The organism is Kosakonia sp. CFBP8986, assembly GCF_034044935.1.
GTDB lineage: Bacteria > Pseudomonadota > Gammaproteobacteria > Enterobacterales > Enterobacteriaceae > Kosakonia > Kosakonia cowanii.
Genome location: NZ_JAXCXB010000006.1, coordinates 306,416 through 332,059, shown reverse-complemented (window position 1 = coordinate 332,059; position 25,644 = coordinate 306,416). Strand labels below are relative to the sequence as shown.

The window sequence follows — 25,644 nt, the reverse complement described above, 5'->3', positions numbered from 1 at the left end:
TCAGAACTTTTCGCCTCGTCCAGGCTGGCAAGTGAAATCCGCAAACGGTAACTGACAGCGCGGCGTGCTTCTGACAGAATAGCGCGCATCCCCTTTAGGCAATTTAACAGATGGATCTTCTCTCTGATGGCAGCAAAAATTATTGATGGTAAAACGATTGCGCAGCAGGTGCGCTCTGAGGTTGCTGAAAAAGTTCGTGCCCGCGTTGCCGCCGGTTTTCGCGCGCCCGGTCTGGCCGTCGTTTTGGTTGGCAGCAACCCGGCCTCACAAATTTATGTCGGCAGTAAACGCAAAGCGTGCGAGGAGGTAGGTTTTATCTCCCGCTCTTACGATTTGCCGGAAACCACCAGCGAAGCCGAGCTGCTGGGGCTGATTGATAAGCTTAATGCCGACAGCGCAATCGATGGCATTCTGGTACAGCTGCCACTGCCCGCGGGCATCGACAACGTTAAAGTGCTCGAGCGTATTGCACCCGATAAAGACGTAGACGGCTTTCACCCTTACAATGTCGGACGTCTGTGTCAGCGTGCACCGCGCCTGCGGCCCTGCACGCCGCGTGGGATCGTCACCCTACTTGAGCGTTACAACATCGACACTTTCGGTCTGAACGCCGTGGTGATTGGCGCGTCGAACATTGTTGGCCGCCCGATGAGTATGGAGCTGCTGCTGGCCGGCTGCACCACCACCGTAACGCACCGCTTTACTAAAAACCTGCGCCACCATGTGGAAAACGCCGATCTGCTGATCGTCGCGGTGGGCAAACCGGGCTTTATTCCCGGCGAGTGGATTAAAGAGGGCGCGATTGTTGTCGATGTCGGTATCAACCGGCTGGAAAACGGCAAAGTAGTGGGTGATGTGGTGTTTGAAGAGGCCGCTGCGCGTGCCGCTTACATTACGCCTGTCCCCGGCGGCGTCGGTCCAATGACCGTGGCAACCCTGATCCAGAACACGCTGCAGGCGTGTGAAGAATATCACGATGTAAAAGGCAATTAAGATGGCAACATTTTCCCTTGGTAAACACCCGCACGTTGAGCTGTGCGATCTGCTGAAACTGGAAGGCTGGAGCGAGAGCGGCGCGCAGGCGAAGATCGTTATCGCCGACGGTTATGTGAAGGTCGACGGCGTAGTTGAAACGCGTAAGCGTTGCAAAATTGTCGCCGGGCAAACCGTGACCTTCGACGGACAGAGCGTCACCGTCACCGCGTAACCTCCTGTGCCCGATGGCGCTGCGCTTATCGGGCCTACGATTTCTCCGCTTTCCTTCTGCGGCGAGCCTGCCCGATGGCGCTGCGCTTATCGGGCCTACTATCTCCCTATGCTGATCCGATCCGCGTAGGCCGGATAAGGCGCAGCCGCCATCCGGCAATGCCCACTCAATGCCCCTTCACCGATAACGGTCAATTACCGATCAACCTCAAAGAATCACCAATTCCTCTGGCTGAACACCAAATTTCTGTTGCGGCGTTTTAAGAGTTATCTCACGATAAGTAGAACGTTCTACTAAAACGTTCTACTAACAAAAATAACGCGCAAAATGCGCAACTTCGGGGGAAGTCAGCATGAGTCTGATATCTGGATTTGTTAAATCGCTCTCTAAATTGTCGATGATTGGTCGCGCCTTAATGCTGCCTATCTCGCTGCTACCCGCTGCGGGCCTGTTACTGGCCTTTGGCGATAAATTCCACCTGCCGTTAATGATGAATGCCGGTGGCGTTATCTTTGACAACCTGCCCATGCTCTTCGCCATCGGCTCTGCGGTCGGTCTGGCCTCGGAATCGGGCATAGCCGCCCTCTCTGCGGCGGTCTCGGTATTTATTACCAACATCACCATCGGCACCATGCTCGGCATTACGCCGGAGATGGCCTCCCAGGGCGGCAAATACGCGATGGTGGTCGGCATTCCGACATTACAGATGGGCGTCTTCGGCGGCCTTATCTGCGGTATCCTCGCCGCGTGGTGCTATAACCGCTTCCATACCCTGCAATTGCCCGAGTTTCTTGGCTTCTTCTCCGGTAAGCGTTTTGTCGCCATCGCCACCGCGTTTCTTTCGTTCTTACTCGGTCTGCTGCTGCCCTATGTCTGGCAACATATTCAGGCCGGTATCGATGCGCTGTCGGTAGTGGTCAACGGCGACAACCAGGCGGCATCGACCTTTATCTTCGGTCTGGTCGAACGCGCGCTGATCCCGCTGGGCCTGCACCATATCTGGTACCCCTCTTTCTGGTACTCGTTTGGCGATTACACCACTCAGGCAGGCCAGGTGATCCACGGCGATCAGACAATCTGGTTCAAAATGCTGGAAGAGGGTGTGAAATCCTTCAGCAGCGACAGCTACCACGACGCCGGTAAGTTTATGCAGGGCGAGTTCCCACTGATGCTGTTTGCGCTGCCGGCGGCCTGTCTGGCGATGTACCACGAAGCGCATACGCGCAACAAAAAGATCGCCTTCGGTATTCTCTTCTCCGCCGCGCTGACCTGCTTCCTGACGGGCATCACCGAGCCGGTTGAGTTCACCTTTATCTTTGTGGCCCCGATCCTTTATGTCTTTAACGCCATCATGGCGGGCCTCGCCTATATGTCGATGTACCTGCTGCATGCCCACATCGCCAAATCCTTCTCCGCAGGCTTTATCGACTACCTGTCGTTCGGCATCCTGCCATCGTTTAACGGCTATCAAACCAACTACCTTAACGCAGTGATTGTCGGTATCCCGATGGCGGTGATCTACTACTTCACCTTCCGCTTTGTGATCCGCCGTTTTGATGTCAAAACGCCGGGGCGCACCGACGTAACGGCGACGGCAGATGATAAAACCGACAGCGAGCTGGCCGGTGAAATCATTGGCCTGCTGGGCGGCGAGCAGAATATCGCCTCCGTCGGCTCCTGCATCACCCGTCTGCGTCTGGAAGTAGCAGATAGCAAGAGAGTGGATAAAGATGGGCTGAATAATCTTGGCGCGCGCGGCGTGGTGTTTGTCGGCGACAGCGGCATCCAGGTCATTTTTGGCGCAAGGGCACAATTTATTGCCCAGAGCATGTCCACACAGATCGGCAAAGCATAAGATAACGGCCTGGCACGCACCGGCGTGTCAGGCCCGGCTGAACAGCGTAAACGACAGGGAGCAGCGTTGAAGAAAGTCAGCATTATTGATGTGGCAAAGCACGCGGGCGTCTCCGTTTCCACGGTCTCGCTGGTGCTGCGCCAGAAAGGGAAAATCTCCGACGCGACCATCGAAAAAGTGCAGGTAGCGATTGCCGCACTCGGGTATGTGCATAACGTCGCGGCGGCGAATCTGCGCGCCAACACCTCCAATCTTATCGGTCTTATCCTGCGCGACTTCAGCGACAGCTTCTCAATCAAAGTGATGGCCAGCATCGTACAGGAGCTGGAAAAGCACGGCTTTATGGTCTTTCTCGGCCAGCCGCTGAATGATGGCGAGCACCTCGAGCGCAGCCTGCTCTCCTTTAAACAACAGGGTGTGGCTGGCGTGATTTACCTCTCGTGCGATACGCGATCGCTCACCCTGCCCGCGCAACTGCAACAGTGTGCGCTGCCGCTGGTGGTGGTCTCGCAATCACTGCTGGAGGAGCCCTGCGATCTGGTGATGCGTGATAACCGCCAGGCCGCTGCGCTGGCGACCCGCTACCTGATTGAACGCGGTCATCGCAATATTGCCTATATCGGCGGTATTGAGGGAGATGTGATCCGCCAGCAGCGGCTGCTCGGTTTTCGCCACGCCATGGCGCAGCACGGCCTGGTACTGCGCGACGGCGCGACGCCCGCCTGCCACGGCGACACGGAAGCCGCCAGCCGCGCAACTCGTCAACTGCTGGAACAGCACAACACCATCACCGCCCTGCTCTGCCACTCACCCGATGCGATGATTGGCTCGATAAGCGGCATTCATCACACCGGGCGCACCGTCGGTAAAGATCTCTTTTTGACCCAGCAGGTGGCGCTGGTCGGCTTCGAGGATATGCTGCACATCAATCTCACCTCGCCAGCGTTTACCTACGTCTCCTCCGCCAGTGAAGAGAGCGGTCGCCAGGCCGCCGGGCTGATGATGCGCAAGCTTAAGGAGCCGCAGTTACAGACGCAGCGCATTACCCTCTCCGGGCAGCTCATCGTGCGTGAATCCGCCTGACGCGCAAATCAGGCGTGAAGAGTGCGCGTTTTAGCTATAATCCCTTTTTTCTCAGGGAGATGCTTTATGCCAACTATCGTCACTCACGCTGCTGTCCCGCTCTGTCTCGGGCTTGGGCTCGGCAGTAAAGTCATCCCTCGGGGTTTGCTGCTGGCGGGTATGGGGCTTGCCATGCTGCCGGACGCCGATGTGCTGGCGTTTAAATTCGGCGTTGCCTACGGCGATGTTCTCGGCCACCGCGGTTTTACCCACTCCCTGCTCTTCGCCTTTGTCGTCCCGCTACTGGTCGCCTGGCTCGGCCATAAGCGCTTTAAGGCAAGCCTGACGCGCTGTTGGGCATTTTTAACCCTCTCCCTGCTGTCGCACAGCCTGCTGGACTCCATCACTACCGGCGGGAAAGGGGTTGGCTGGCTCTGGCCCTGGTCTGATGAACGCTTTTTCGCGCCGTGGCAGGTGATAAAAGTCGCGCCATTCGCCCTGTCACGCTATACCACGCCCTACGGGCATCAGGTGATCCTCTCTGAGCTAATGTGGGTATGGCTGCCGGGCGTGGTGGTGATGGGTTTGTTGTGGTGGCGCAGGCGGTAAGGTCGGGCTGTAGAAAGAAAAAACCGCCATCCGGCACAACGCGGATGGCGGCTTCGATAAGCGGACAGCGCGATCGCCTGCCCGTTATGCGGGATTACTTACGGCGCCAGGTGGTGCCCTGCGGGCCATCTTCCAGCACGATGCCCATCTCGTTCAGGCGATCGCGCGCGGCATCGGCCGCCGCCCAGTCCTTCGCTTTACGCGCATCCAGACGCTGCTGAATAAGCTGCTCAATCTCCGCGACTTCGCCGTCATCCGCCTGCGCGCCGCTCTGCAAGAAGAGATCCGGGTTCTGCTCCAGCAGACCCAGCACGCCCGCGAGTTTACGCATATGCGAGGCCAGCGCGTTTGCTGAATGAGCATCTTCCGTTTTCAGGCGGTTCACTTCACGCGCCATATCAAATAGCACCGAGTAGGCTTCCGGCGTGTTGAAGTCATCATCCATCGCTTCAATAAAGCGCGCTTCAAAGGCTTCACCACCCTCAGCCGCAACCGATTCGTCGGTTCCGCGCAGCGCAGTGTAGAGACGCTCAAGCGCCGAGCGGGCCTGCTTGAGGTTCTCTTCGCTGTAATTGAGCTGGCTGCGGTAGTGGCCGGACATCAGGAAGTAGCGAATGGTTTCCGCATCGTAATACTTCAGCACGTCGCGCACGGTAAAGAAGTTACCCAGCGATTTTGACATCTTCTCGCGGTCAACCATCACCATACCGGAGTGCATCCAGTAGTTAACGTACTCGCCATCGTGCGCACAGGTCGACTGGGCGATTTCATTTTCATGGTGCGGGAACATCAGATCCGATCCGCCGCCGTGAATATCAAAATGCGATCCCAGCTGTTTGCAGTTCATCGCCGAACACTCAATGTGCCAGCCCGGACGCCCTTCGCCCCACGGCGACGGCCAGCTCGGCTCGCCCGGCTTGGACATCTTCCACAGCACGAAATCCATCGGGTTGCGCTTGATATCCGCCACTTCGACGCGTGCGCCCGCCTGCAGCTGGTCGAGATCCTGGCGCGAAAGCTGGCCGTAATGCGGATCGCTTGGCACGGAGAACATCACATCGCCATTATCCGCCACATAGGCGTGGCCGCGAGCCAGCAGGCTCTCGGTGATCTCAATGATTTCGTGAATATGGTGCGTCGCGCGCGGTTCGTTATCCGGGCGCAGAATATTGAGTGCGTCAAAATCGGTGTGCATTTCGGCGATCATGCGATCGACCAGCGCAACGAAATCTTCGCCGTTCTCATTGGCACGTTTGATGATCTTATCGTCGATATCGGTGATATTGCGCACATACTTCAGCTTATAGCCGAGGAAGCGCAGATAGCGTGCGACAACGTCAAAGGCGACGAAAGTACGGCCATGACCAATGTGACAGAGATCGTAAACAGTGATACCACACACGTACATGCCGACTTCCCCGGCATGGATAGGTTTGAATTCCTCTTTTTGGCGCGTCAGTGTATTAAAAATTTTTAACATCGAAGATTCCGTGTAGACGTGTGTGGGCGTGAAAACCGTATATATTACCTGTAATTCAAACCCGAAGCAGCTCACTTTGCAAGGTGATCCAGCCTCGCGGTTATGCTATAACAAGCCACTATCTCTGACCCAAACGCGGGTCTACGCACCACTCTATCAGAACAGGATGCAATAATGGTTACTTTCCACACTAATCACGGCGATATCGTAATCAAAACCTTTGATGACAAAGCGCCTGAAACAGTTAAAAACTTCCTGGACTACTGCCGTGAAGGTTTCTACAACAACACGATTTTCCACCGTGTGATCAACGGCTTTATGATTCAGGGCGGCGGTTTTGAACCGGGCATGAATCAGAAAGTCACGAAAGACGCGATCAAAAACGAAGCCAACAACGGGCTGAAAAACACCCGTGGCACGCTGGCAATGGCGCGTACCCAGGCTCCGCACTCCGCAACCGCACAGTTCTTCATCAACGTCGCGGACAACGACTTCCTGAACTTCAGCGGTGAAAACCTGCAGGGTTGGGGCTACTGCGTCTTCGCAGAAGTGGTTGAAGGCATGGACGTGGTCGACAAAATCAAAGCGGTCTCTACCGGTCGCAGCGGCATGCACCAGGACGTTCCGAAAGAAGATGTGATCATCGAAAGCGTGGACGTCAGCGAGTAATTCGTGGCAACACTCTTTATCGCAGATCTGCATCTGCACACGGAAGAACCGGCGATCACCGCCGGTTTTCTCCATTTTTTAGACGGCGTTGCCCGTGAGGCCGATGCGCTCTACATTCTGGGCGATCTGTTCGAAGCCTGGATCGGCGATGACGATCCCAACCCGCTGCACCAGCGCGTCGCAGCCGCCATCCGCGCCCTTGTCGACAGCGGCGTCCCCTGCTATTTCATCCACGGCAACCGCGATTTTTTGCTCGGTAAACGCTTTGCCCGCGAAAGTGGTATGCAGCTTCTCCCGCAGGAAAAAGTGCTTGAGCTGTATGGGCGTAAGGTGCTGATTATGCACGGCGACACGCTCTGTACCGACGATGCTGGCTACCAGGCCTTTCGCGCCAAAGTGCATCAACCGTGGCTGCAAACTCTGTTTCTCGCCCTGCCGCTGTTTATTCGCCACCGCGTGGCGGCAAAAATGCGCGCCGACAGCCGTGCCGCCAACAGCAGCAAATCGCTGGCGATCATGGACGTCAACCAGCAGGCCGTAATTGAGGCGATGGAAAAGCATCGCGTCCAGTGGCTGATCCACGGTCACACGCACCGCCCGGCCGTTCATCAACTGACCGCGAATGAGGCTCCAGCCTTTCGTGCCGTACTCGGTGCCTGGCACAGCGAAGGCTCAATGATCCGCGTCAGTGAAAGCGACGTAGAACTGGTGCAATTCCCCTTCTGAAACCCCAACTGCCTTACCCACGAATCAGGCAAACTTCACTGCGCAACCGTTTTCCTTGCCTTTTTTCCATGCTATTCTCTCTGCCCTCTGAAGTAGTCTGAAGCACACCCACAGGAGTTTTGAGACGCATGTCTTTAAGCAACCAACCGGCGCGCATCGCCATTGTTATGGGTTCTAAAAGCGATTGGGCCACCATGCAATTCGCCGCAGAAATCCTCGATACCCTGAATGTCCCGCACCACGTTGAAATCGTCTCTGCCCACCGTACGCCCGATAAACTGTTTAGCTTTGCTGAACAGGCGGAGCAAAACGGCTTTCAGGTGATTATCGCAGGCGCCGGCGGCGCGGCGCATCTGCCGGGCATGATTGCCGCCAAAACGCTGGTGCCGGTGCTGGGTGTGCCGGTACAAACCGCAGCATTAAGCGGCGTCGACAGCCTCTACTCCATCGTGCAGATGCCGCGCGGTATTCCCGTCGGTACGCTGGCGATTGGTAAAGCGGGCGCGTCAAACGCGGCGCTGCTGGCAGCGCAGATCCTCGCCCAGCACGATGCAGAACTGCATCAGCGCCTGGCCGACTGGCGCCAGGGGCAGACGGATGAAGTGCTGGATAACCCGGATCCACGGGGTGCGGCATGAAACAGGTCTGTATATTAGGCAACGGTCAGCTTGGGCGCATGCTGCGCCAGGCGGGTGAACCGTTAAGCATTGCCGTCTGGCCAGTCGGGCTGGACGATGCGCCGGAAGCGGTGCCGTTTCAGCAGAGCGTGATTACCGCTGAGATTGAGCGCTGGCCAGAAACCGCGTTAACCCGCGAGCTGGCGCGCCATCCGGCGTTTGTGAACCGCGACGTTTTCCCGGTGATCGCCGATCGCTTCACGCAAAAACAGCTGTTCGACAAACTCAACCTCGCTACCGCGCCGTGGCAACTGCTTGCCGATAAAAGCGAGTGGCCAGGCGTGTTTGAGCGCCTGGGCGATCTCGCTATCGTGAAGCGCCGCGTTGGCGGTTATGACGGTCGCGGCCAGTGGCGTTTACGCGCAGCCGATATCGATCAGTTGCCGGATGAGTGCTACGGCGAGTGCATCGTTGAGCAGGGGATCAACTTCTCCGGCGAAGTGTCGCTGGTCGGCGCCCGCGCCCACGATGGCAGCACCGTTTTTTATCCGCTGACCCACAACCTGCATCAGGACGGGATTCTGCGCACCAGCGTGGTCTTCCCGCAGCCGAATGCTAAACAGCAGCAGCAGGCGGAAGCGATGCTGTCGGCGATCATGCATGAGCTGAATTATGTCGGCGTGATGGCGATGGAGTGTTTCGTTACCCCTGGCGGTCTACTGATCAATGAACTGGCACCACGTGTGCACAACAGCGGTCACTGGACGCAAAATGGTGCCTCGATCAGCCAGTTTGAGCTGCATCTGCGCGCGATAGTCGATTTACCCCTGCCGCCGCCGGTGGTCAACAGCCCGTCGGTGATGATCAACCTGATCGGCAGCGATCTTAACTACGACTGGCTGAAGCTGCCGCTGGTGCATCTGCACTGGTATGACAAAGAGGTGCGCGCCGGGCGCAAAGTGGGTCATCTCAACCTGAATGACAGCGATACCGGCCGCCTCAGCGCGACGCTGGAAGCGCTGGTGCCGTTACTGCCCCCCGAATACGCCAGCGGCATTGCCTGGGCGCAGTCGAAGCTGTAAGGGTAACAGCTGCCGGATGGCGGCTTGCGCCTTATCCGGCCTACATTGCATGATGCTGATGGCTTTGTAGGCCTGATAAGCTAAGCGCCATCAGGCAAAATCCCCCTGCCCCCACACCGTAGGCCGGATAAGCGTTAGCGCCATCCGGCAAAATTCCCCCACACCCGACGCATTCCGGCGTAAAATCGGCACCAGTTTTTGCAGAAGGACGCCCGATGAACGACGCCACCGATTATCTCGCCATCCTGCGGGATAACACGCCCCTTATTGATCTCCGCGCCCCGGTTGAATTTGCCAAAGGCGCGATGCCCGCCGCCATCAACCTGCCGCTGATGAACGACAGCGAACGCGCTGCCGTCGGCACCTGCTATAAACGCGACGGTGCAGAAGCCGCGCTCAAGCTCGGCCACAAACTGGTTAACGGCGACACCCGCGAGCAGCGAATTGCGGCGTGGGTTACAGCCCATAAAACCGCGCCACAAGCCCTGCTCTGCTGCGCACGCGGCGGCCAGCGCTCGCATATTGTGCAGCAGTGGCTGCGCGAGCGGCAGATTGACCTGCCGCTGGTCGCAGGAGGCTATAAAGCACTGCGCCAGGCGGCAATTGAGGCGACGCAGGCACGCATTCAGCGCCCGCTACTGCTGGTGGGCGGCTGTACCGGCAGCGGCAAAACCCTGCTGGTGCGCGAGCACCCTAACGGAATCGATCTGGAGGGGCTTGCCCACCACCGTGGTTCCTCGTTTGGCCGTACGGCTAAGGCACAGCACGCGCAGGCGACGTTTGAAAACCACCTGGCGGCCGCGCTGCTAAAAGTGTCGCCACCATTCTGGCTGCTGGAAGATGAAGGCCGGGCGATTGGCGCAAACCATCTGCCCGAAGCCCTGCGCGAGCGCATGGCGCAATCGCCGCTGGTGATTGTCGACGATCCGTTTGAGCTGCGCCTTGAGCGACTGCGCGAGGAGTATTTTGTGCAGACCCTACAGGCTTTTATTGACCGTGACGGTGAAGAGGCAGGATGGGAGACTTATGCGGAGTATCTGCGCCACGGGCTGTTTGCCATTCGCCGCCGGCTCGGTTTACAGCGCTATGAGCAACTGACTGTCCATCTGGAAGCGGCGCTGGCTGAGCAGCGAAGCCGCGGCACCACGGAGGCGCATTTCGCCTGGCTCGCCCCATTGCTGGAGGTCTATTACGATCCGATGTATCGCTACCAGCTGGAGAAACGCGCGCCGATCGTCCATTTTCGCGGCACATTCAAAGAGGTTTCTGCCTGGCTGGCAGCACAGTGAAGCGTGCCGGATGGCGCTAACGCTTATCCGGCCTACATACCGTGACGTCGATGGGTTTGGTAGGCCTGATAAGCGAAGCGCCATCAGGCATATGCCGCACCGTGCCCGATTGCCGGATGGCGGCGGTGCCTTATCCGGCCTACATACCGTGATGCCGATGGGTTTGGTAGGCCTGATAAGCGAAGCGCTATCAGGCATGAGCCGCAACCGTGCCCGATTGCCGGATGGCGGCGGTGCGTTATCCGGCCTACATACCGTGATGCCGATGGGTTTTGTAGGCCTGATAAGCGAAGCGCCATCAGGCATTTACCGCACCGTACCCGATTGCCGGATGGCGGCGGTGCCTTATCCGGCCTACATTTCGTGATGTCGACGGGTTTAGTAGGCCTGATAAGCGTTAGCGCCATCAGGCACATCTCTTTCGGGTCTAATGCCGGTCGCGTTTATCGGCCCGTTTTGCCAGCCAGTCGCCGACGACCTGCACAATCTGCACCAGAATAATCAGCGCCACGACAGTGACGATCATCACCTGGGTTTCATACCGGTAATATCCGAAACGAATCGCAAGGTCGCCGACCCCGCCGCCGCCGACAATCCCCGCCATTGCCGAATAGCCAATCAGGCTAACCAGCGTAATGGTTAAGCCGCGCAGCAGACCAGCGCTGGCTTCCGGCAGCAGCACGGTGCAGATAATGCGCAGCGGGCTGGCACCAAACGCTTCCGCCGCCTCAATAATTCCCTTGTCCACCTCACGCAGCGCGCTGTCCACCAGCCGCGCATAAAAGGCGATAGCCGCCACCGATAACGGCACCGACGCCGCGATAGGCCCAATCGTGTTACCGAGCAGCCACTGCGTCAGCGGCAGGAGCAGCACCAGCAGGATGACAAACGGCACCGAGCGGATAATGTTCACCAGAATGGAACTCAACAGGTAGACGGCACGGTTTTGCCAGAACAGATGCCTGTCGGTAACGAAAATCAGGAAACCGAGCGGCAGGCCGCCGACAATCGCCAGCACCGTTGAGATGCTGAGCATCTGGAATGTTTCGCCAAACGCGAGGCTCAAATCAGCCAGTAAATCATCCACGGATCACCTCCACCTGCGCCGTCCGGCTGTGAATGTACGCCACGGCATCGCTGACTGCCTGCGGGTTCTCCGCCGTCAGTTGTACCACTAAAATGCCCAACGCGCGCTCGCCGATATACTCGATTTTGCCGTGCAGAATATTGACCGCCACGCCGAATTTTACCGCCGCGTCCGAAAGCACCGGCTGCTCGGCAGAGTCGCCGATAAACAGCACCTTCAGCAGCTGGCCTGGCAAATGTTCATGCAGACGCGCGGGCAGTGTCAGGTTGAGAGTGTGCGACACCAGTTGCTGCGTAAACGCGTGCTGCGGATGGGCAAAAATATCGAACACCTCGCCCTCTTCCACCACTTTGCCCGCCGACATCACCGCCACGCGATCGCAGATGGTTTTGATGACATTCATCTCATGGGTGATCAGCACAATGGTGATCCCCATCTGCGCATTAATCTCTTTTAGCAGCGCCAGAATGGTGGCAGAAGTTTCCAGATCCAGCGCGGAAGTCGGCTCATCGCAGAGCAGCACATCCGGGTGGTTAGCGATAGCGCGCGCAATGCCGACGCGCTGCTTCTGCCCGCCGCTAAGCTGCACCGGGTAGCGGTTCGCTTTATCGCTTAAGCCTACCAGCGCGAGGATCTCCGCCACACGTGGCGCAATTTTACTCCGCTCCCACCCCGCGGCCTTCAGGCTGAAGGCGACGTTTTGCGCCACCGTGCGGGTGTGCATCAGGTTGAAGTGCTGGAAAATCATGCCAATGCGCTGGCGCGCCTGGCGCAGCGTCACGCCCTCTAAATCAGAAATGGTGACGCCGTTAATATTGACTCGCCCTTCGCTTGGGCGTTGCAGAGCATTAAGCGTGCGCAGAAGCGTACTTTTGCCCGCGCCGCTGGTACCGACAATGCCGAAAATCTCTCCGGCAGCAATGCGCAGCGAGACCGCCTCGACGGCGCGCGTCGCGCCGCTGCCACCGCGCCCGGCCGGAAAATCGACGCAAACGTTATCTAGTTCAATCATGCCAACCTCAAACGGCAAAAAACAAAAGGCAGGCCGCAGCCTGCCTGATCATCAATCCGCTGTTATTGTTTATCCGCGCTCTGCATCCAGTCGGGTTTCTGGAAAGCGGCAAAGATATTTTTCGGATCGTCGATCACCGCGCGGTAAGCCGGGGATTTCACCACCGTCACGATATCTTTCGCGAAGGGCTTGTCGGCATCTTCACTGCGCACGGCAATGATGTTTTTCAGGTTCTCGTCGAGCTTCTCCTGCTTGATCGCCGAAGCGAGATCCATCCCGGCGGCGACCGCAAAGTTGCCGTTTACCAGCGAGGCGGTAACACCATCGAGCGTACGCGGCAGCTGCGCGGCTTCCAGCGGTTTAAACACCAGCCCTTTCGGGTTGCTGGCGATATCGCGCTCGGAGGCTTTGGTCGGATCGATAGCGTCTTTGATGGTAATCAGCCCCAGCGATTGCAGGAAGCGCAGCCCGCGCGCCAGGTTAGTGGGATCGTTTGAGAGGGTGATGATGTCGCCCTTCTTCAGCTCATCGAGGCTTTTGATTTTGTGCGAGTAAAAACCCATCCCGGCGGTCGGCACGGCGATCAGCTTGCTGAGCTTGAGACCTTTATCGGCGGTGAATTTGTCGAAATAGAGGCTGTGCTGGAAGAGGTTGGCGTCGATGCTGCCGTTAGCCAGCGCCATGTTTGGCTGCACGTAATCGCTGAACTCGCGCACCACAACTTTGTAGCCCTTCTCTTTCAGCGAAGGGGCAATCGCCTGTTTCACCATATCGCCATACGGACCCGGCGCGACGCCGAAAACGATGGTGTGTGGATCGCTGTTGGCCTGCGCGAAAGGCAGACCGCAAACCAGAAGTAGAGCGCCAAAAAGCGCGCGTAAACCGAGACGAGGTCCCATACATTCTCCCTGATGGTAATGATGTGCTGTGTGACGCGGCGTGCAGTGCGTCGCGTTCAGTGTGCGCCTTGTCGATAAGGCCGGGGAATAAGATGGCACAAAGCCAGCGCAGCGGTAATTGAAAAAAATTCAACTTGTCAGGGAGAGGGAGGAGAAATGCCGGATGGCGGCGATGCCTTATCCGGCCTACGCTGGTACATTTCCGTAGGCCTGATAAGCGAAGCGCCATCAGGCATTTATGGCAACCGAGCACAATGCCAGACCGCTTGCCGGATGGCGGCGGTGCCTTATCCGGCCTACGTTGGAACATTTCCGTAGCCCTGATAAGCGAAGCGCCATCAGGCATTTGCAGCAACCGGGCACAATGCCAGACCGCTTGCCGGATGGCGGCGATGCCTTATCCGGCCTACGTTGGCACAGTTCCGTAGGCCTGATAAGCGAAGCGCCATCAGGCATTTGCAGCGTGCTGTGCGGCCTGCGCATCAGAGGCAGGCCGCACAGGTGTCGATTAGAAATCGTAACGCAGACGGACCAGGTTCATATCGCCCAGGTTGTCGGTGCTGGAGGTGAAGACGTGTTCGTAATCAACACGGAAACCATAATCCAGCTGCACGGTTACACCCACGCCATTATCGATACGCTGATAATTACGGCCGCTGGTGAACTCCAGACGGTCACCCATCACGTACGGCTGAATGTATTTCACCGCGTACTGTGCGATCGGGAATTTATACCCGGCAAAATACTCAACGCCCCACGCATCGCCCGCGAAGTAGTTATGCACATCCTTCTTCTTGGTCAGCATAAAGTTTTGATACCAGCCGCCGCCCAGGGAGAAGGTCCAGTTATCTGGGGTCCAGCTCAGCGCGGTGCCGAGGATGTTCTGATCGTAGGTTTTGCTGTCGCCGGTAGAAGGCTGACGCATATCCGCACGAGTGTAGTTCCACGCCGCGCCCCAGGTCAGATCGTCGGTCAGGTGATAATCGAGACCCAGTGAACCGCCGCTCTTACGTTTGTAACGGTTGCCGTCGGTCGCCAGGTAATCATCGCTGAACAGGTAAGAAGCATAGATATCCGCGTCACCCTCGGTTTTCTTATATTTCAGCATTTTGCGTGAACGATAAGAGCCGTCGTAATCGCCTTTGATGCCGTTACCCGGTGCCTGCGCCAGCATGTCGTAGTCCCAGATATCGGTTTTCGCGCCAACCACGTCGTAATAAACGCTGTTCTGCTGACCGAATGTCAGCGTGCCCCAGGTCTGGCTTTTCAGACCGGTGTAGAGCATACGGCGCGTGGTGTTGTGCGCGGTTTCCGCGTAGTGGTTATCCCAGTCGAACAGTTTCGGGATATCAACGCCCAGCTCGTAGTAGCTGACCCAGCTGATGTCATCGAACAGGTAGTAATCCGCTGCGAAACGGAAGCGGGAGCCGCCGTCAAAACCGTTACGTTTAAAGGCGTTTTTGCCATCGTTACCGGTCATATTCTGGAACTGCGGGCGAATCGAGCCGCCGACAGTGAAGTTCAGGCGGCTAAGGGGATCACCCGCCTGCGGGTTTTGTTTCAGAACAGTAATTTCTGCTTGTGCTGTGAAAGACGCCAACGCCACTGCTGCGCCAATGGCTGTCGCCAGGGCGCTTGTTTTTATTTTCATTGTTTTTCCTTGGGAATAGATACAACTAACTGTTAATTAGCGCGGGCATCATAGCTTTTATAAGATTCTGGTGGGCGAAGTTTTTTTAATGTTTTGTGCTACTAAACAACTATCGATTACTTGTTTACACGTTGAAACAGCGCGACACCGATTGAATTATCGGTGCCGCTTTTTCAGGCAGGATTAACCACTAAATTGACGAAACAGCGCTTTGCCTTTTAATAACCGGCTGCCTAACCACCCGCCGCACAGGGAGAGCAGCAGTGCGCCGCAGAGCGGCAGCGTGATCCACAGCCGCCAGTCGGGCTGCCACGGGAAGTCAAACACACGGGTTTGCAGCAGCGCCAGCGCCGTTTCCGCGCCGATAGCGGCAACCAGCCCGGAGACCAGCCCCAGCAGCGCAAACTCACACCACAAGGTGGTGCGCAGCAGCCGTTTGCCCGCCCCCAGCGTGCGGTAGACCACCAGCTCCTGGTGACGCTGACGCATACCGACCTGCACCTGCGCCAGCAGCAGTAGCACGCCGCAGGCGGTAACCAGCACCACCATCACTTCCAGCGCCCGGCTCACCTGCTCCAGCACCTGGCCGACCTGTTTTAAAATCGCGCCAATATCGAGCAGGCTGATGGTCGGAAAGGCGCGGTTAAGCTGCGTTAACATGCCGTTGTTCCCCTCCAGCCGGAAGCTGGTCAGCCAGCTCTGCGGCTGCCCGTCGAGCGCACCCGGCGGGAAGATAAAGAAGAAGTTGGGCCGCAGGCTCTCCCAGTCCACCTTGCGCAGGCTGGAGATCTTTGCGCTGAACGCCTGCGTATCGCCGGTAAAGGTGACCGTATCGCCCAGCTTCAGACCAAGCCGCTCAGCAAGCCCCTCCTCCACCGACACTTCACCCGCTTTTGGCGGCCAGTTGCCTGCGGTAAGCGGGTTGTGATCCGGCCGCTGCTGCTGCCAGGTGAGGTTAAGTTCGCGGTTCAGCGCCTCGTCGGCGTTACCCTCCGTCGACTGGTCGTTAATTTGCGTCATCCTCGCCCGCACAATCGGGTAGAACGCCGCCGGGATCACCTGATGCTCAGCAAGGAAGGTTTTCAGCGGCGCAATCTGCTCCGGGGCGATGTTAATCAGAAAGTAGTTCGGGCTTTCGGCCGGCAACTGCTGCTGCCAGCGATCGAGCAGATCGCCACGCAGCACCAGCAGCATCGCCAGTAACATAAACGAGAGGGAGAAGGCCGATAGCTGGCTCAGCGTCGCCCACGGCTGGCGCAGCAGGCGATTCACCGCCAGACGCAGCGGTAGCGCTTTCAGGGTCAGGCGCTTCAGCACATTGAGCAGCAGCCAGCCGACCACTCCACAGAGCATTGCCAGCACCACCGCCCCCGCCAGCACCGCCCACAGCAGCATGCTGCCGCCCATCAGCCAGGCGAGCAGCAGCACGGTGATAATCGCTACCGCCGGAAGATAGATCTTAAGCGGCCAGACATTCGCCACCGCATCGCGGCGCAGCACCCGCAGCGGCTGCGTCGCCAGCAGCAGACGATAGGGACGCAGCCCCACCAGCAGCGAGATCACCACGATCGCGCCGATGGCCCACAGCCACGGCCAGTAGCTTGCGGGCGGCAGCGCAGCGGGCAACACCGGTTTGAGAAGGAGCATCAGCACCTTTTCAAACAGCAGCCCCAGCGCGCCGCCGGTGATCACCGTCAGCCCAAGCAGCAGCGCCCACTGGCCGACAATCAGCTTTTGCAGCTGTGCGCGACCGGCACCGAGGGTTTTCAGAATCGCCACCAGATCGTAGCGGCTGCGGCAGTAGTGGCTCATCGCCACCGCAACGGCGGCGACTGCCAGCAGCAGCGTCAGCAGCGCCGATAGCAGCAAGAACTGCTGCGAACGCTGTAAGGATTTCCCCAGCGCGCCGTCATCCTGCTCCAGCCCGTACCAGCGCTGATCCGCGCCAAGCTGCGGCAGCAGCCACGTTTCATACTTCTCTAACTGTGCGGGCGTACCCGCAAACTTCACCCGCCAGCTGACGCGGCTGCCCGGCAAGACAGCGCCGGTTTTTGCTACATCAGCGCTGTTCATTAACAGCCGCGGTGCCATCTGAAAGGGGTTAAAGCCGGAATCGGGCTCCTGCGTCACTTCGCCAGCGATGCGCAGCGTGGCGTCGCCCACCTCAATCGTGTCGCCCGGTTTAACACTCAGTAAAGCCATCAGGCGCGGAGCGAGCAGCGCCGTGCCCGGCTGCGGCTTCAGCCCGGCGGGCTGCGTTTCCAGCTCACCATAGAGCGGGTAGCGATTATCCACCGCTTTAACACTCGCCAACTGCGGTGTGTCGCCGGCAAACGTCATGGTGCTGAAGCTCACCTGCTCACTCACTTGCAGGCCGCTTTTACGCGCCTCCTCCAGCCAGCCAGGCGGAATTTCACGCGAGCTGCGCAGGGCGCGGTCGCCGGCCATAAAATCGCGGCTCTGCTGGCTTAAGCCCTTCTCCATGCGATCGCCGATGGTGCCGAGCGCCAGCACGCAGGCCACCGCGAGGCTCAGCGCCATCCAGACAATCAGCAGGGACGGCGAGCGCCATTCGCGCCAGAACCAGCGGGCAATCATGCTTCCTCCCGCAGTTCGCCGTTGACCAGCCGCAGACGCCTGTCACAGCGCGCCGCCAGCTGCGCATCATGGGTCACCAGCAGCAGCGTGGTGCCGTAGTGTTGATTCATGGAGAAGAGCAGGTCAGCGATTTTGTCGCCCGTTTGCCGATCGAGATTGCCGGTCGGCTCATCGGCGAAGAGCACTGCCGGGCGACCGTTGAAAGCGCGGGCCAGCGCCACGCGCTGCTGCTCGCCGCCGGAAAGTTGTGCCGGGAGATGATCGAGGCGTTTGCCCAGCCCCAACTCCTCGAGCAATGCTTTGGCGCTGCTGCGGCTTTCACTGCTCTTCTCGCCACGCAACAGCGCAGGTAGTTCCACGTTTTCCAGCGCGTTAAGGGTCGGGATTAGCATGAAGGATTGAAAAACAAACCCGACATTTTGCGCGCGTAATTGTGCGCGCGCCTCTTCGTCCATTTTGTGTAACGGTTTACCGAGCAGATGCACTTCGCCGCTGCTGCCATCATCCAGCCCGGCGAGGATGGCGAGCAGCGTCGACTTCCCGGAACCGGACTCGCCAATCAGCGCGATGGTTTCAGCTGGTTTGACAACCAGCTCAACTCCGGTAAGGATTGAAAGCTCCTGCTCCCCCTGACCGACGGACTTCTTAAGATGATGAACTTCAACAATGTTTTCCGCTGGCATTTGCCCTTCCTGTTTTTGCTTTTGTTAACCTTTCGCGCCGCGGCGGCGGACACGCTATTGATTCTTGGCGACAGCCTGAGTGCGGGCTATCGGATGGCGGCAACGGCGGCCTGGCCTGCGCTGCTCAATAACAAGTGGCAGCAACAGCCTGTGGTGGTGAACGCCAGTATCAGCGGCGACACCTCGCAGCAGGGCCTGGCGCGCCTGCCCGCGCTGTTAAAAGAGCATAAACCGCGCTGGGTGCTGGTCGAACTCGGCGGCAATGACGGCCTGCGCGGTTTTCCGCCGCAGCAAACGGAACAGACGCTGCGCCAGATTATCCAGACGGTAAAGAGCGCCGATGCGAAGCCGCTGCTGATGCAAATACGGCTGCCCGCCAACTACGGTCGTCGTTATACTGAGGCCTTTGGTGCCATTTACCCGAAGCTTTCCAGCGAGCTGGATGTTCCTCTGCTGCCCTTTTTTATGGAAGAAGTCTATCTGAAACCGCAGTGGATGCAGGATGATGGTATTCACCCCAATCGCGATGCCCAGCCGTTTATTGCCGACTGGATGGCCACGCGACTGGCTCCTTTAGTTAATCACGCCTCCTGAATATTCAGGCGCGTCCCCAGGTAAAGTTATGCAAAAAACGGTCTTAATAACAGGATGTTCCAGCGGTATAGGTCTGGAGAGCGCCCGCGAGCTAAAGCGCCAGGGGTTTCGCGTGCTGGCGGCCTGCCGTAAAGCCGACGATGTGGCGCGGATGGATCAAGAGGGATTCACCGGCGTTTTGCTCGATCTTGATGACGCGGCGAGCGTGGATCGCGCAGCAGATGAAGTGATCGCCCTGACCGGCAATCGCCTCTACGGCCTCTTCAATAACGCCGGTTACGGCGTGTATGGGTCTCTTGACTCCATCAGCCGTGAACAGCTGGAGCAGCAGTTTTCCAGCAACTTTTTCGGCACTCACCAGCTTACGCTGCGTCTGCTCCCGGCTATGTTGCCGCACGGCGAAGGGCGCATTGTGATGACTTCATCGGTGATGGGCCTGATCTCCACGCCCGGTCGCGGTGCCTATGCCGCAAGTAAATATGCGCTGGAAGCCTGGTCCGATGCGCTGCGCATGGAGCTGCGCCACACCGGCATTAAAGTGAGCCTGATTGAGCCTGGCCCCATCCGCACCCGTTTTACCGATAATGTCAACCAGACACAGCGCGATAAACCGGTAGAAAATCCCGGCATCGCCGCGCGCTTTACCCTCGGCCCGGAGGCGGTGGTCGCCAAAGTGCGCCATGCTTTTGAGAGTAAACATCCGAAATTACGCTACCCCGTCACGCTGGTGACCTGGGCGGTCAGCCTGCTGAAACGGCTGCTGCCCGCGCGCATGATGGATAAAATTTTGCACGGATGAGTTGAAGGCGCGTGTCGCGTCCCCATCTCATTCTTACTTGTTTAAACAGAGAAATTGCCATGTCCGTACAGAATATCGTCAATATTACCGAAGCGAACCTGCAACAGGTGCTGGAACAGTCCGTTGCGACCCCGGTGCTGTTCTATTTCTGGTCCGAGCGCAGCCAACACTGTCTGCAATTGACGCCGGTCCTGGAAACGCTGGCCGCGCAGTACAACGGGCAGTTTATTCTGGCGAAAGTGGATTGCGATGCCGAGCAGATGGTCGCTTCGCAGTTTGGCCTGCGCGCCATTCCAACGGTCTATCTCTTCCAGAACGGTCAGCCGGTCGATGGTTTCCAGGGCCCGCAGCCGGAAGAGGCGATCCGCGCCCTGCTCGACAAAGTGCTGCCGCGCGAAGAAGAACTAAAAGCGCAGCAGGCGATGGAGCTGATGCAGGCAGGCAACCACGCGGAGGCGCTGCCGCTGCTGAAAGAGGCGTGGCAGCTCTCTAACCAGCAGAGCGAAATCGGCTTCCTGCTGGCGGAAACGCTGATTGTGTTAAACCGTGCCGACGAAGCGGAAGCGGTGCTGAAAGTGGTGCCATTGCAGGATCAGGACACCCGCTATCAGGGGCTGATCGCGCAGATCGATCTGTTGCGCAAAGCGGCCGATACGCCGGAAATCCAGCAACTGCAACAGCAGGTTGCTGATAACCCGGAGGATGCGGCGCTGGCAACCCAACTGGCGCTGCAACTGCACCAGGTCGGACGCAACGAAGAGGCGCTGGAGCTGCTGTTTAACCACCTGCGTAAAGATCTGGGTGCGGCTAACGGCGACGCGCGCAAAACTCTGCAAGAGATCCTCGCCGCGCTCGGCACCGGTGATGCGCTGGCATCAAAATACCGTCGTCAGCTCTACTCGCTGCTTTACTGATCACCCTGCTAAATTTGGCGATCGGGCTGCTTTCGTCGCCAATTCGGGCTAAGATGGCATCAAATTAAACAGGAGGTTTTTTTTGATGCCAATCGTCATTATCGTTCTTATCGTCGTCGCGCTGGTTATTGTCTTTTCCGGTGTAAAAATTGTCCCCCAGGGCTTCCAGTGGACCGTGGAACGCTTTGGCCGCTTTACCCGCACACTGCAACCGGGTCTTAGCCTTGTCGTGCCGTTTATGGATCGCATTGGTCGCAAGATCAATATGATGGAGCAGGTGCTCGACATCCCTTCCCAGGAGATCATCTCCAAAGATAACGCCAACGTCACCATTGACGCCGTCTGCTTTATTCAGGTTATCGACGCGCCGCGCGCCGCCTATGAGGTGAGCAATCTGGAGCTGGCGATCGTCAACCTGACCATGACCAACATCCGTACCGTGCTCGGCTCAATGGAGCTGGACGAGATGCTCTCCCAGCGTGACAGCATCAACACCCGCCTGCTGCACATTGTCGATGAAGCTACCAACCCGTGGGGCATCAAGGTAACGCGTATTGAGATACGCGATGTGCGCCCGCCGGCGGAGCTGGTCTCCTCAATGAATGCGCAGATGAAAGCGGAGCGTACTAAACGTGCCTACATCCTAGAAGCCGAAGGGATCCGCCAGGCGGAGATCCTGAAAGCCGAAGGGGATAAACAGTCGCAGATCCTGAAAGCTGAAGGTGAACGTCAGTCTGCCTTCCTGCAGGCAGAAGCGCGTGAGCGTTCGGCGGAAGCGGAAGCCCGCGCCACGCAGATGGTTTCTGAAGCGATCGCCTCCGGCGATATCCAGGCGGTGAACTACTTTGTGGCGCAGAAATATACCGAAGCGCTGCAGCAGATCGGCTCCGCCAACAACAGCAAAGTGGTGATGATGCCGCTGGATGCCAGCAGCCTGCTGGGTGCCATCGGCGGTATTGCAGAGCTGGTGAAAGATAGCGCCAACGAGCGTAAAAAATGATCGCCGAACTGCTGCTTGAACATACCTACCTCGCCTGGCTGACGCTGGGTGGGCTGCTGCTCGCCGCCGAAATGCTCGGCGGCAACGGCTATCTGTTATGGAGCGGCATTGCGGCCGTCGCCACCGGTTTGCTGGCGTGGGTCATCCCGTTTAGCTGGGAGTGGCAGGGGGTGCTGTTTGCCCTGCTGACGCTGCTGGCCGCCTGGCTCTGGTGGCTGTGGTTGTCAAAACGCGTAAAACAGCAAAACCCCGCCGACGCCTCGCTTAACCTGCGCGGGCAACAGCTGCTCGGTCGCCGTTTCACGCTCGATAATGCGCTGGTCAACAGTCGCGGACATATGCGCGTGGGCGACAGCTCATGGCCGGTCTGCGCCGATGCCGATCTCGCCGCCGGTACGCGCGTCGAGGTCATCGCCATTGAAGGTATTACGCTGCGTATCACTCCCGTAAGCGACTAACTTAACCCAAGGATCCCGGCTATGGGCCCGCAAAAACAGCTCGCGCTGGGCATCCTGCTCGCGCTTGGCGCCAGCGCATCCGCGCTGGCCTCTTCCGATATTGATGATTGCACATGGGGCAGCCCCGGCTGCTACCTCTCCACGCCGCCGGTTATCGCCATCCATACCGATACCCGCGACAACCTGCTGCGCCTGCTGGGCGACAGCAAAGGGCTCTATCCGCTGCGCCAGCCGATGCCGGCAGATGTTACCCGCAGCCGCAACGTGTACTTCGGCGTGCATCATGATGACGCGCCGCCTGCCGCTGCGACAGAAGCCTCAACGCTTGCCGCCACGCTGCGCCAGCAGATGAATGCGCTGGGCGTCGCGAGCGACAACACGCTGCCGCCCGCCCTGCTGCGCCTGCTTGCCGACGGCAATGACGCGCAAACCGCAACAGCGGTTGATGACGTGGGCAACGACGGTGAAACCCGCTTTGTCTCACAAAACAACGCGACGCTTTCAGCCTTCTTCGCCGCCCTGCTTGAGGATAAATCCCTGACCGCGCCGCAGCGCCAGGCGCTGGCGACCGCGCGTATCGCGGCTAATGAATCTTCGCAGAGTATAGAGGCGATCAGCGCCCTCTCCTTCCCGGAGAATTCAGCGGCGGCGGGTTTTCGTACCTATCTTCAGGCCGCCAATAGCTTCTATGCCGGTGATTATGCCGCCGCCGAGCCGCTTTTCACTTCGCTGACAAAGAGCGCGCAGCCGTGGCTTGCCGAGACGGCGAGTTACATGCTGATGCGTAATGCGCTCAACGCCAGCAGCGAAAACGCCAACGGCGAATATGGCGATTTTGACGTTACGAAAATTGATAAGCCCCACGCTGAGCAGGCGCGAAGCGCGGCGGAAAGTTACCTCAAGCAGTGGCCGCAGGGGCGCTATGCCGCCTCGACCCAGGGGATGCTGCGCCGTATTGACTGGTATCTTCAGCAGTGGGACAGCCTCGCGGTGCGCTATGAAAACGCGCTCTCTGCCTCCACCAGCGGCGATGCGCTGGTGACGCTGATCAATGAGAGCGACAACAAGCTGCTGAGTAAGGATGTTAGCTGGGGAGGCGATGCGTTTGTCAGCGCGCCGAATGCTTCGCTGATGACCTTTATTGCCGCCCTGCGCTGGATGCGCGAATCGCCCTGCCGGGAAAATATGCCCTGTATCGATAACGCCTGGCTTGAGAGCCATAAAGCGGAGTTCGACAAAAACCAGCGCAGCGCGCTGTGGAACTATCTTCAGCTACAACTGGCTTACAGCTCGCAGGATTACGCTGCGGTGGTCAGCGGTATCACCCCGGCAAACGCGCTGGCGGAGCATGACGTTCTCGCTTTTAGCGAACAGGTGCTGTATGGCGATGCGCTGATGGCGCAAAAAGCCTGGCCCGAGGCGCAAAGCCACTGGCTGCGCCTGCTCGATTTAAGCCGTGACGTCGAACAACAGCAGTTGTTACAGGCCAAACTGGCGGCCACGCTGGTGTCGAGTGAGAAGGTTGACGAGATCTTCGCAGCGAAGAGCCGGGTCACTAACCTGCGCTTTCGCTCGCTGGTGCTGAAAACCAAAGCCTCGCGCCCGCTGCTGCTTGCGCAGGCACAAAACGGGCCGAACAGCGAAGAGCGCACGATCGCCCTGCACACCCTGCTGATGCGCGATTTGACCGCCGGAAACTACGCCGACTGGTTACAGGATAAAAAGCTGATTGCCGCCATTACGCCGCCGGTAAAAGATGAGGCATTCTCGGATGTCGATCTGAACGTCTTTAACTGGCAAGGCAGCGATGAGGCGAGCCGCTACACCTGTGCCGCGCTGGATAAGACCGTCACTACGCTGAGCAAGACGCCAACGGATGGGCATGCGCTGAACTGCCTCGGCGAATTCTTCCGCACCACGCAGGCGAGGGTCTCGCTGGGCGCCGATCGCGGCGGCAATGATGCCCTTGACGATGCCACCACAATGAAAGCGCTGCCCGGCGTGCCGCAGCGGCTGGCCGCCTATCAGCAGGTAATTAACGACCCGAAAGCGGAGCCGGAAGATAAGAGCTATGCCCTCTACCGTGCAGTGATGTGTTATGCCCCCTCAGGCTATAACGATTGCGGCGGCGAGGACGTGGAGAAATCGGTGCGCAAAGCCTGGTTCCAGCAACTGAAGAGCCGTTACCCCGGAAGCGTATGGGCCAACGAACTCCGTTACTACTGGTAATTGCGCTTGCTGCCCTGCTCGCTTCATTAAGCCCGGCGAAGGGGCAGGAGCAGGCGTTCTGGCTCTGGTCCGGCGTGCACCCGGGTGAGGCGTTGCGCCAGGCCGACGTGGTCTATCTCCATCAGGGCGAGGTGGTGATCCACGGCGGTAAAGCGGTGTTTGAGCGCAAAGGGCTGCCCGTTAACCGGCTGGTCTTTCCGCGCATCTGGTTGACGGTGCGCTTTGCCACTCTCGACGTGCCGGATACGCTGCTGCTGCGCCTGAACAGCCTGCTGGCGCGCTGGCAGGCGGCGGGAAACGAGGTGGTGGGCTTGCAGATTGATTTCGATGCCGCCACCTGGCGGCTCGATGAGTACGCCCGCTTTCTGCAACGGCTGCGGCACACGCTGCCCGCGCACTATGCGCTGGGGGTAACCGGCCTGCTGGACTGGGCGAAAACCGGCAGCGTGGCCACGCTGAATGCCTTACCGGTGGATGAACTGGTGGTACAGAGCTATCAGGGACGCCGTACGGTGGCGAATTTTACCGATTATCTGCCGGCGCTCGCAGGCCTGCGCATTCCGTTTAAACTGGGCGTCGTGGCGGGCGGGATTTGCGATGAGCAAGAGATTGCGAAGCTTGCCGCCTCGCGCTGGTATCGCGGCACAGTGACCTTTCTGCTTAACCCTTCGCGCGGTGATGACAGCAGCCGGAGAGGTTGTCCATAATCGGGCAGTCCGCACCCTCGTCGCCGGGGCAGGCTTCCGCCAGCGTCAACAACTGGGTGCGCATCGCCTGCAATTCGCTGATATGGCGCTCGATCTCGGCCACTTTCTGTAACGTACGGGCTTTCACATCGGCGCTGTGGCGGGCGGGATCGTTAAACAGATTAACCAGTTCGCCGCACTCCTCAAGGTTAAATCCCACCTGGCGCGCCTGGCGCAGCAGCGTCAGCTCATTGAGATGCTGCTGGTTGTAGCTGCGATAGCCGTTTTCCCCGCGCAAAGGCGGCGTCACCAGCCCCTTCTGCTCATAAAAACGGATCGCTTTACTGGTTAAACCGGTCTTTTTTGCCACATCGCTGATATTCATCATCTTCCCCATCATTTACACAGACTCAGAGGGCGGCAAATAGTGCGACGCCT

The 25,644-nt window shown here is 58.6% G+C and carries 26 protein-coding genes; 18 read left to right on the top strand and 8 right to left on the bottom strand.

The window, feature by feature from the left end; all coding sequences use genetic code 11:
* The first annotated feature begins 126 nt into the window (after window positions 1-126).
* The 5 genes from folD to SOM48_RS16320 all read left to right on the top strand — a co-directional run bounded on the left by folD (window position 127) and on the right by SOM48_RS16320 (window position 4,733).
* Complete coding sequence (gene folD, locus SOM48_RS16340) at window positions 127-993, top strand: bifunctional methylenetetrahydrofolate dehydrogenase/methenyltetrahydrofolate cyclohydrolase FolD (protein WP_042717786.1); 867 nt, start codon at window positions 127-129, stop codon at window positions 991-993.
* A gap of 1 nt (window position 994) precedes the next feature.
* On the top strand, window positions 995-1,207 hold the full coding sequence (ybcJ, locus tag SOM48_RS16335; protein WP_023479056.1) for a ribosome-associated protein YbcJ: 213 nt from the start codon (window positions 995-997) through the stop codon (window positions 1,205-1,207).
* A 352-nt stretch (window positions 1,208-1,559) separates the two neighbouring features.
* A complete protein-coding gene (locus SOM48_RS16330) occupies window positions 1,560-3,062 on the top strand; it encodes a PTS transporter subunit EIIC (protein ID WP_128483459.1) in 1,503 nt (500 codons plus the stop codon).
* Window positions 3,063-3,128: 66 nt separating this feature from the next.
* The gene (locus tag SOM48_RS16325) at window positions 3,129-4,145 is read left to right on the top strand and encodes a substrate-binding domain-containing protein (protein WP_023479039.1); all 1,017 of its coding nucleotides are present in this window, start codon (window positions 3,129-3,131) and stop codon (window positions 4,143-4,145) included.
* 66 nt (window positions 4,146-4,211) lie between these two features.
* Window positions 4,212-4,733: a metal-dependent hydrolase gene (locus tag SOM48_RS16320; RefSeq protein ID WP_054804661.1), complete on the top strand. Its 522-nt coding sequence runs from the start codon at window positions 4,212-4,214 to the stop codon at window positions 4,731-4,733.
* A gap of 94 nt (window positions 4,734-4,827) precedes the next feature.
* Here SOM48_RS16320 and cysS read toward each other — a convergent pair whose 3' ends face one another.
* Window positions 4,828-6,213, bottom strand: a complete 1,386-nt coding sequence (cysS, locus tag SOM48_RS16315) for a cysteine--tRNA ligase (protein ID WP_054804662.1) — start codon at window positions 6,211-6,213, stop codon at window positions 4,828-4,830.
* A gap of 174 nt (window positions 6,214-6,387) precedes the next feature.
* Between cysS and ppiB the strand changes: the two genes are divergently transcribed.
* The 6 genes from ppiB (at window position 6,388) to SOM48_RS16285 (ending at window position 10,963) form a co-directional block, all read left to right on the top strand.
* Window positions 6,388-6,882: a peptidylprolyl isomerase B gene (gene ppiB / locus SOM48_RS16310; RefSeq protein WP_023479044.1), complete on the top strand. Its 495-nt coding sequence runs from the start codon at window positions 6,388-6,390 to the stop codon at window positions 6,880-6,882.
* A 3-nt stretch (window positions 6,883-6,885) separates the two neighbouring features.
* The gene (gene lpxH / locus SOM48_RS16305) at window positions 6,886-7,608 is read left to right on the top strand and encodes a UDP-2,3-diacylglucosamine diphosphatase (protein ID WP_288883001.1); all 723 of its coding nucleotides are present in this window, start codon (window positions 6,886-6,888) and stop codon (window positions 7,606-7,608) included.
* Between the two features lie 128 nt (window positions 7,609-7,736).
* A complete protein-coding gene (purE, locus tag SOM48_RS16300; protein WP_094419569.1) occupies window positions 7,737-8,246 on the top strand; it encodes a 5-(carboxyamino)imidazole ribonucleotide mutase in 510 nt (169 codons plus the stop codon).
* Window positions 8,243-9,307, top strand: coding sequence for a 5-(carboxyamino)imidazole ribonucleotide synthase (gene purK / locus SOM48_RS16295; RefSeq protein ID WP_128483463.1), 1,065 nt, complete (start codon window positions 8,243-8,245; stop codon window positions 9,305-9,307). Before purE ends, purK begins: the two co-directional genes overlap by 4 nt.
* 215 nt (window positions 9,308-9,522) lie before the next feature.
* Complete coding sequence (mnmH, locus tag SOM48_RS16290) at window positions 9,523-10,596, top strand: tRNA 2-selenouridine(34) synthase MnmH (RefSeq protein WP_320512321.1); 1,074 nt, start codon at window positions 9,523-9,525, stop codon at window positions 10,594-10,596.
* Window positions 10,597-10,753: 157 nt separating this feature from the next.
* The gene (locus SOM48_RS16285) at window positions 10,754-10,963 is read left to right on the top strand and encodes a hypothetical protein (protein ID WP_320512320.1); all 210 of its coding nucleotides are present in this window, start codon (window positions 10,754-10,756) and stop codon (window positions 10,961-10,963) included.
* A 60-nt stretch (window positions 10,964-11,023) separates the two neighbouring features.
* On the opposite strand, the gene SOM48_RS16280 is transcribed toward SOM48_RS16285, so the two are convergent.
* From SOM48_RS16280 to ybbA, 6 genes are all read right to left on the bottom strand, one after another.
* Window positions 11,024-11,683 carry a methionine ABC transporter permease gene (locus tag SOM48_RS16280; protein WP_023479087.1) on the bottom strand — a complete coding sequence of 220 codons (660 nt, stop codon included), beginning with the start codon at window positions 11,681-11,683 and terminating at the stop codon, window positions 11,024-11,026.
* Window positions 11,676-12,695: a virulence-associated ABC transporter ATP-binding protein SfbB gene (sfbB, locus tag SOM48_RS16275; protein ID WP_320512319.1), complete on the bottom strand. Its 1,020-nt coding sequence runs from the start codon at window positions 12,693-12,695 to the stop codon at window positions 11,676-11,678. Before sfbB ends, SOM48_RS16280 begins: the two co-directional genes overlap by 8 nt.
* Before the next feature lie 62 nt (window positions 12,696-12,757).
* Complete coding sequence (locus SOM48_RS16270; protein WP_320512318.1) at window positions 12,758-13,594, bottom strand: MetQ/NlpA family ABC transporter substrate-binding protein; 837 nt, start codon at window positions 13,592-13,594, stop codon at window positions 12,758-12,760.
* Window positions 13,595-14,102: 508 nt separating this feature from the next.
* Window positions 14,103-15,245 carry a porin gene (locus SOM48_RS16265; RefSeq protein ID WP_128483466.1) on the bottom strand — a complete coding sequence of 381 codons (1,143 nt, stop codon included), beginning with the start codon at window positions 15,243-15,245 and terminating at the stop codon, window positions 14,103-14,105.
* A gap of 183 nt (window positions 15,246-15,428) precedes the next feature.
* Complete coding sequence (gene ybbP, locus SOM48_RS16260; protein WP_320512317.1) at window positions 15,429-17,843, bottom strand: putative ABC transporter permease subunit YbbP; 2,415 nt, start codon at window positions 17,841-17,843, stop codon at window positions 15,429-15,431.
* Window positions 17,840-18,526 (bottom strand): putative ABC transporter ATP-binding protein YbbA, encoded by a 687-nt coding sequence (ybbA, locus tag SOM48_RS16255; protein WP_023479090.1) that lies wholly within the window; start codon window positions 18,524-18,526, stop codon window positions 17,840-17,842. Before ybbA ends, ybbP begins: the two co-directional genes overlap by 4 nt.
* On the opposite strand from ybbA, the gene tesA reads away from it, so the two are divergent.
* The 7 genes from tesA to SOM48_RS16220 all read left to right on the top strand — a co-directional run bounded on the left by tesA (window position 18,497) and on the right by SOM48_RS16220 (window position 25,227).
* Window positions 18,497-19,120, top strand: a complete 624-nt coding sequence (gene tesA / locus SOM48_RS16250) for a multifunctional acyl-CoA thioesterase I/protease I/lysophospholipase L1 (protein ID WP_164483652.1) — start codon at window positions 18,497-18,499, stop codon at window positions 19,118-19,120. The genes ybbA and tesA overlap by 30 nt on opposite strands.
* Window positions 19,121-19,148: 28 nt before the next feature.
* The gene (locus SOM48_RS16245) at window positions 19,149-19,919 is read left to right on the top strand and encodes an SDR family oxidoreductase (protein ID WP_289746336.1); all 771 of its coding nucleotides are present in this window, start codon (window positions 19,149-19,151) and stop codon (window positions 19,917-19,919) included.
* A gap of 59 nt (window positions 19,920-19,978) precedes the next feature.
* Window positions 19,979-20,833, top strand: a complete 855-nt coding sequence (locus tag SOM48_RS16240) for a thioredoxin family protein (protein ID WP_054804535.1) — start codon at window positions 19,979-19,981, stop codon at window positions 20,831-20,833.
* An 85-nt stretch (window positions 20,834-20,918) separates the two neighbouring features.
* Entirely contained in the window at window positions 20,919-21,833 is a 915-nt protein-coding gene (locus tag SOM48_RS16235; RefSeq protein WP_023479088.1) for an SPFH domain-containing protein, read from the top strand.
* A complete protein-coding gene (locus tag SOM48_RS16230; protein WP_128483472.1) occupies window positions 21,830-22,291 on the top strand; it encodes an NfeD family protein in 462 nt (153 codons plus the stop codon). Before SOM48_RS16235 ends, SOM48_RS16230 begins: the two co-directional genes overlap by 4 nt.
* Before the next feature lie 21 nt (window positions 22,292-22,312).
* Complete coding sequence (locus SOM48_RS16225; protein WP_320512316.1) at window positions 22,313-24,520, top strand: PA5441 family protein; 2,208 nt, start codon at window positions 22,313-22,315, stop codon at window positions 24,518-24,520.
* Window positions 24,490-25,227 (top strand): DUF3142 domain-containing protein, encoded by a 738-nt coding sequence (locus SOM48_RS16220; protein WP_320512315.1) that lies wholly within the window; start codon window positions 24,490-24,492, stop codon window positions 25,225-25,227. Before SOM48_RS16225 ends, SOM48_RS16220 begins: the two co-directional genes overlap by 31 nt.
* Here SOM48_RS16220 and cueR read toward each other — a convergent pair.
* Window positions 25,181-25,591, bottom strand: a complete 411-nt coding sequence (gene cueR, locus SOM48_RS16215) for a Cu(I)-responsive transcriptional regulator (protein WP_023479078.1) — start codon at window positions 25,589-25,591, stop codon at window positions 25,181-25,183. The two genes, SOM48_RS16220 and cueR, sit on opposite strands and share 47 nt — an antisense overlap.
* Between the last annotated feature and the right edge of the window lie 53 nt (window positions 25,592-25,644).

Bases quoted from the DNA above. Each gene is read 5' to 3' on its own strand.
- folD (WP_042717786.1), top strand. From the start codon at position 127: ATGGCAGCAAAAATTATTGATGGTAAAACGATTGCGCAGCAGGTGCGC.
- ybcJ (WP_023479056.1), top strand. From the start codon at position 995: ATGGCAACATTTTCCCTTGGTAAACACCCGCACGTTGAGCTGTGCGAT.
- SOM48_RS16330 (WP_128483459.1), top strand. From the start codon at position 1,560: ATGAGTCTGATATCTGGATTTGTTAAATCGCTCTCTAAATTGTCGATG.
- SOM48_RS16320 (WP_054804661.1), top strand. From the start codon at position 4,212: ATGCCAACTATCGTCACTCACGCTGCTGTCCCGCTCTGTCTCGGGCTT.
- cysS (WP_054804662.1), bottom strand. From the start codon at position 6,213: ATGTTAAAAATTTTTAATACACTGACGCGCCAAAAAGAGGAATTCAAA.
- ppiB (WP_023479044.1), top strand. From the start codon at position 6,388: ATGGTTACTTTCCACACTAATCACGGCGATATCGTAATCAAAACCTTT.
- purE (WP_094419569.1), top strand. From the start codon at position 7,737: ATGTCTTTAAGCAACCAACCGGCGCGCATCGCCATTGTTATGGGTTCT.
- purK (WP_128483463.1), top strand. From the start codon at position 8,243: ATGAAACAGGTCTGTATATTAGGCAACGGTCAGCTTGGGCGCATGCTG.
- mnmH (WP_320512321.1), top strand. From the start codon at position 9,523: ATGAACGACGCCACCGATTATCTCGCCATCCTGCGGGATAACACGCCC.
- SOM48_RS16285 (WP_320512320.1), top strand. From the start codon at position 10,754: ATGGGTTTGGTAGGCCTGATAAGCGAAGCGCTATCAGGCATGAGCCGC.
- sfbB (WP_320512319.1), bottom strand. From the start codon at position 12,695: ATGATTGAACTAGATAACGTTTGCGTCGATTTTCCGGCCGGGCGCGGT.
- SOM48_RS16270 (WP_320512318.1), bottom strand. From the start codon at position 13,594: ATGGGACCTCGTCTCGGTTTACGCGCGCTTTTTGGCGCTCTACTTCTG.
- SOM48_RS16265 (WP_128483466.1), bottom strand. From the start codon at position 15,245: ATGAAAATAAAAACAAGCGCCCTGGCGACAGCCATTGGCGCAGCAGTG.
- ybbP (WP_320512317.1), bottom strand. From the start codon at position 17,843: ATGATTGCCCGCTGGTTCTGGCGCGAATGGCGCTCGCCGTCCCTGCTG.
- tesA (WP_164483652.1), top strand. From the start codon at position 18,497: ATGAACTTCAACAATGTTTTCCGCTGGCATTTGCCCTTCCTGTTTTTG.
- ybbA (WP_023479090.1), bottom strand. From the start codon at position 18,526: ATGCCAGCGGAAAACATTGTTGAAGTTCATCATCTTAAGAAGTCCGTC.
- SOM48_RS16245 (WP_289746336.1), top strand. From the start codon at position 19,149: ATGCAAAAAACGGTCTTAATAACAGGATGTTCCAGCGGTATAGGTCTG.
- SOM48_RS16240 (WP_054804535.1), top strand. From the start codon at position 19,979: ATGTCCGTACAGAATATCGTCAATATTACCGAAGCGAACCTGCAACAG.
- SOM48_RS16235 (WP_023479088.1), top strand. From the start codon at position 20,919: ATGCCAATCGTCATTATCGTTCTTATCGTCGTCGCGCTGGTTATTGTC.
- SOM48_RS16230 (WP_128483472.1), top strand. From the start codon at position 21,830: ATGATCGCCGAACTGCTGCTTGAACATACCTACCTCGCCTGGCTGACG.
- SOM48_RS16225 (WP_320512316.1), top strand. From the start codon at position 22,313: ATGGGCCCGCAAAAACAGCTCGCGCTGGGCATCCTGCTCGCGCTTGGC.
- SOM48_RS16220 (WP_320512315.1), top strand. From the start codon at position 24,490: ATGGGCCAACGAACTCCGTTACTACTGGTAATTGCGCTTGCTGCCCTG.
- cueR (WP_023479078.1), bottom strand. From the start codon at position 25,591: ATGAATATCAGCGATGTGGCAAAAAAGACCGGTTTAACCAGTAAAGCG.